This is a genomic window from Streptomyces sp. ATLC9 (assembly GCF_057196705.1).
On the sequence record NZ_JBXUOY010000461.1, the window covers coordinates 1 to 2266 of the forward strand.

Annotated in this window: 3 protein-coding genes; all 3 read left to right on the plus strand. The window is 78.4% G+C overall.

Annotated features, from left to right (window positions below; all coding sequences use genetic code 11):
- Positions 1–515 (plus strand): D-glycero-beta-D-manno-heptose 1-phosphate adenylyltransferase (rfaE2, locus tag AC2CJA_RS26245; protein WP_484605151.1); only part of this gene is annotated, 515 nt, incomplete at its 5' end.
- 44 nt (positions 516–559) lie between these two features.
- Positions 560–1519 (plus strand): glycosyltransferase family 9 protein, encoded by a 960-nt coding sequence (locus AC2CJA_RS26250; protein ID WP_484605152.1) that lies wholly within the window; start codon positions 560–562, stop codon positions 1517–1519.
- Positions 1516–2266, plus strand: a 751-nt coding sequence (locus AC2CJA_RS26255) for a glycosyltransferase family 2 protein (RefSeq protein WP_484605153.1), incomplete at its 3' end; no start/stop codon positions are given. The genes AC2CJA_RS26250 and AC2CJA_RS26255, both read left to right, overlap by 4 nt.

Consider the following 2266-nt stretch of genomic DNA (forward strand, 5'->3'; position numbering starts at 1 on the left):
TCCCCGACCGGGCCTCGGCCCGGCCGCCCGCGGCCGCCCGCGGCGAGGACGCGGAGCGCCTCGTGGCCCGGATCCGGGCGGCGGGCGGCACCGTGGTGGCCACCGGCGGCTGCTTCGACCTGCTGCACGCCGGCCATGTCGGACTGCTCCAGGCGGCCCGCCGTACCGGCGACTGCCTGGTGGTCTGCCTGAACTCGGACGCCTCGGTGCGCCGCCGCAAGGGCCCGGGCCGGCCCATCAACCCGCTGGCCGACCGCGTCCGGGTACTGCGCGCCCTGGAGTGCGTGGACGCGGTGGCGGTCTTCGACGAGGACACCCCCGAGAAGCTGCTGGAGCGGCTGCGCCCGGACGTGTGGGTCAAGGGCGGCGACTACGCGCTGGCCGATCTGCCCGAGGCCGCGCTGGTGGAGGGCTGGGGCGGGCAGGCGGTCCTGCTGCCGTACCTCGACGGCCGCTCCAGCAGCCGTATCGCCGAGCGCGCGGCGGTGTCCGTGTCCTGGGGCGGGACGCGGTGAGCGGCCCGGGGCGGAGCGCGGCGAGTGAACGGCCGGACGTCCCAGTGAACGGTTCCGCGGGCGCCCCCCACCGGCCCCGGCTGCTGGTGCTGCGCGCGCTCGGCCTGGGCGACCTGCTGGCCGGGGTGCCCGCGCTGCGGGCGCTGCGCCGGGCCTTCCCCGACCACGAGACCGTACTCGCCGCCCCCGCGGAGCTGGCCCCCCTCGCCCGCGCGAGCGGCGCGGTGGACACCCTGCTGCCCGCCTCGGCGCCCGGCCGCGCCGTACCCGTGCTCACCGGCCGGCACGGGCCGCCGCCTCGGGTGGCCGTCGATCTGCACGGGAGGGGACCGCGGAGCATGCGGGCGCTGGCGGCGCTGAGCCCCGGCCGCCTGCTGGCCTTCGCCGCCGACGGCGGCCCGCGGTGGTACGCCGAGGAGCACGAACGCGACCGCTGGTGCCGCTTCCTGGCCTGGTACGGCGTCCCGGCCGATCCGGCCGACCTCCGCCTGCCGCCGCCCGCGGCGGCCTGCCCCGCGCCGGGTGCGGTGCTGCTCCATCCGGGTGCGGGCTCCCCGTCCCGGCGCTGGCCCGTCGAGCGGTACGCGGCCGTGGCCGCCGGGCTGCGGCGTGCCGGGCGCCGGGTGGTGGTCACCGGCGGCGCCCACGAGTACGACCTGCTGGCGCGGCTGGCCCGGTCGGCCGGCCTGCCCGGCGCCGACGTCCACGGCCGGCCGCCGCTGGAGCGGCTGTCCGCGCTGGTAGCGGGCGCCTCGGCCGTGGTGAGCGGCGACACCGGTGTGGCCCATCTGGCGGTGGCCCACGGCACCCCGTCCGTGACCCTGTTCGGGCCGGTGCCTCCCTCCCTGTGGGGCCCGCCGCCGTTGGAACGGCACAGGGTGCTGTGGCATCCGGGCCCGCCCGGCGACCCCCACGGCCGCCGCCCCGATCCCCTGCTGCTGCGCATCCGGCCGGAGGAGGTACTGGAGGCGCTGTCCCGACTGCCGGAGGTGCCCGCCACTTGAACGGCTCGCCGATCGGCGTGGTCATCGCCACCCGCGACCGCGCCGACAGCCTGGCGCGCACGCTGCGCGCGCTGACCGCACTGCCCGAGCGCCCGCCGGTGCTGGTGGTCGACAACGCCTCGACCGACCACACCCGCACCATGGTCTTGGCCCTCTTCCCGCAGGTGGCGCTGATGCCGCTGCCCGAGAACCGCGGGGCGGTCGCCCGCAACCTGGGCGTGGCGGCGTTGGAGACCCCGTACGTGGCCTTCAGCGACGACGACTCCTGGTGGGAGCCCGGGGCGCTGGGGAGGGCCGTCTCACTGCTGGACGCCCATCCGCGGCTGGGGCTGATCGCCGCGCGCACCCTGGTGGGCCCCGGGGAGGATCCCGACCCCCTGAACGACCTGCTGGCCGGCTCCCCGCTGGGCACGGCCCGGGATCTGCCGGGCCCGCAGGTGCTGGGTTTCCTGGGATGCGCCTCGGTGGTGCGGCGGTCGGCGTTCCTGGAAGCCGGGGGGTTCCATCCGCTGCTGTTCTTCGGCGCCGAGGAGACCCTGCTCGCCTACGACCTGGCCGCCCGGGGCTGGGGGGTCGCCCACTGCCCGGAGGTCGTCGCCCACCACCACCCGGACCCCTCGCCGCGCTCCGGGCGCGGCTCGCAAGTGCTGCGCAACGAACTGCTCACCGTCTGGCTGCGCCGTCCGCTGCCGCTGGCGGCGCGCCGCACCGGGGCGCTGGCCGCGCGGGCCCGCCGCGATCCGCGGG